Raw genomic sequence first — 2,710 nt, 5'->3', positions numbered from 1 at the left:
TTTGACTCCCGGGAGTCAAAATCTTGGGGGAGTCAAAATATACTGTTATCCAATAGGTTCTTGGTTAGAGTTTAGTAGAGCTATACCTAGATAGCTATCTACTTCCAACTCCTGCAAACCTATGTCTTGAGGAAATTGTTCTCGAACCTTACTGAAACAGAAGCACCTTCCTTGCTCTAAGACAATTTTACAAGGAGTAAATGTAAATTCCGGCTTATAAGTAAAATTGGGACTTAGCCGATCTACTGACCAAAAAGCCAGAGTTTCTAATATCTCCCCTTTCTTTTCTGAGATGAAAACATAGTTGACTTCAAGGGATGCTGCTAAATGCTTAACAAAGGCAGGAAAAAAGTCTTTCCCCATTAAAGAAGCTGTTCCACTGACAAGGTTATGCAAAGCCATTTCAGTTTTTTGGCGTTCTTCAATTTCTTTTTGTAACTGAGAGTTTCGGATCTCCAGGGTTTTATTAAGATGCCGCATTTTGAGGTGAAGGCTGACTCGAGCTAAAACTTCCTCTTGCTGAAATGGCTTAGTAATGTAATCTACTGCTCCCAAACTCAAACCAGTAACCTTGTCTTCGATATTTATTAAAGCAGTCATAAAAATGATCGGAATCTCCTGAGTGCAGGGATTAGCTTTGAGTTGCTGGCAGATTTCAAAGCCATTGATATCTGGTAACATTACATCTAGGAGAATTAGATCGGGAGGTTGTAACTCAATCTGGTTAAGAGCATTGTAACCATCGATTTCAACTCGCACTTCATAACCTACCTCAGTTAGTGCATAGTGCAAGACTTCTAAATTAGTAGGATTATCATCAATTACCAAGACAGTGGAATTATTAGTTAAAGACATAGTCTAGTTTTTAATTAGATTCACTTCAAATATTAATCGGAGTATATAGAACCCATTTGGTATCTTTGCAAAGTGGCATAGGAGTCAGGAGTCAGGAGTCAGTCCTCAGGAGGAAAGAGAATATAGAATAGGGGAAAAAGGTAGAATCTAGGTCCCCAAGCTTCACAATCTCCCCTACTCTTTACCGAATAATTAATAATTAAATAATTAAATAATTCAGCTTTGTTAGCCTCCCCAATAAAGGGGAAAAAGCGGTCGGAAAGCGGAGCATGACCTTAGGATGGGATGGCGAGGAGACCTCGCCATATCCAATCTCCCCTCGAGAAATAAATTTTTTCCCTTATTGGTCAATCCTCTCCCTAAAACGGAGTGGTAATTATCCATTAATGAAACTTCCTCCTCTTCCGATACAGACCACACTCCCGTTTATAGATCCGCTTAGGGGTTCTATAGGCAAAGCAAGAAAATTAAACACTATTAGATTCTTTTGCTTGTTCCATCGCTTCATTCAAATATTGACGAACTTCTTTAAGTTTAAAACTGCGGATTAGGGGTTTTAGTTCCTCAATAAAGAGGAGATACCGTGCATCTTTCTGTGATAAGTTTTCTAGTTCTTTCTCCATAGCTTTGATTTTACCTTGCATTGATTGTTCCAGCAGAACAGTTAATTCACCAGTAGTAGGAATAGTCACTTCATTGGTAGCGATCGCCTCGGAGACCTCGGTCAATGTTTGATCTGACTCTTTGTATATCCATTGAATATTTAAGTGTTGAACTAGCATACGATAAAGTTCTTCAGCTTCTACAGGTTTGGGTAAAAAATCATTGCTTCCAGCAGCAAAGCTCTTTTGACGGTCTGCTGCAAACACACTGGCAGACGAAACAATTACAATTGTATCTTTAAAAACCTCCGAATGGCGAAGTTGGTCAAGCATTGCCCAGCCATCCATTATGGGCATTTTCAGGTCAGTAAGGATCAGATCGGGATTAACTTGATTGGCTTTTTCTAGCGCTTGTTTTCCATTGTTAGCTTCCGATACCTGAAAACCGAGAGGTTCGAGGAGGTTAACTAAGACAGAACGGTTTTCCCATCGGTCGTCTACTACCAAAATTTGGAGTCTGCGACCAGAATACCCGATAATCTGTCCCAAATTAGTCAAGGTATTTGCTTGAACCCAATTTGTTGCCAGAGGACATTCTATCTCAAACTCGAAAACACTGCCTACATCCAACTGGCTATTAACATGAATAGAACTGCCCATCATTTTCACAATATCTTGGCTGATAGCTAGTCCTAAACCTGTTCCTTCCTTTTGTCGTTTAGGTATACCGACTTGTTCAAAGGGCAAAAAGATCGCCTCTAACTGATCGGAACTAATACCGCTTCCCGTGTCAGTAATCTGGAAGTGTAGTTTAACTGAAGACTTTTGAGTTCGCTGGGAGGTTACGTTAAAAGTCACTTTGCCCCTATCTGTAAATTTGATAGCATTACCTAACAAGTTGATCAACACCTGACGCAACCGTTTTTCATCAGTAATGATACCTGACGGCAAATTTTTGGGGGGTTGGTAGATGAAATCCAAATTCTTTTGCTCGGCTTTGATCCGAGACAGTTCACTTATCCCTTGAAGCAAGGCGGGAAGATAACAAGGGTTTGGGTAAATTTCTAATTTACGGGCTTCAATTTTAGCCAAGTCCAGCACATCGTTAATGAGAGTGAGCAGGTGAAAACCACACTGATATATGATACCCATGCCCCTTTGCTGTTGTTCAGTAAGAGATGTCCTTGAGAGGATTTGACTATATCCCAAAATTCCATTCAGGGGTGTACGCAGTTCATGGCTCATGTTGGCCA

The 2,710-nt window shown here is 40.2% G+C and carries 2 protein-coding genes; both read right to left on the bottom strand.

The genetic code is table 11. From position 1 onward, the window contains the following. Window positions 1–45 precede the first annotated feature (45 nt). Window positions 46–855, bottom strand: coding sequence for a response regulator (locus F6K22_RS38110; protein WP_293110060.1), 810 nt, complete (start codon window positions 853–855; stop codon window positions 46–48). Between the two features lie 467 nt (window positions 856–1,322). Next, a partial coding sequence (locus F6K22_RS38105; protein WP_293110058.1) for an ATP-binding protein occupies window positions 1,323–2,710 on the bottom strand: 1,388 nt, incomplete at its 5' end.

The sequence above is a fragment of the Okeania sp. SIO2F4 genome, assembly GCF_010672385.1.
Taxonomy (GTDB): Bacteria; Cyanobacteriota; Cyanobacteriia; order Cyanobacteriales; family Microcoleaceae; genus Trichodesmium.
Note: the sequence above shows the minus strand (reverse complement) of the source record. Positions and strands in the feature narration are given on the sequence as shown.

Excerpts from the sequence above, each read along its gene's own strand:
- F6K22_RS38110 (WP_293110060.1), bottom strand. The coding sequence starts at position 855 with ATGTCTTTAACTAATAATTCCACTGTCTTGGTAATTGATGATAATCCT.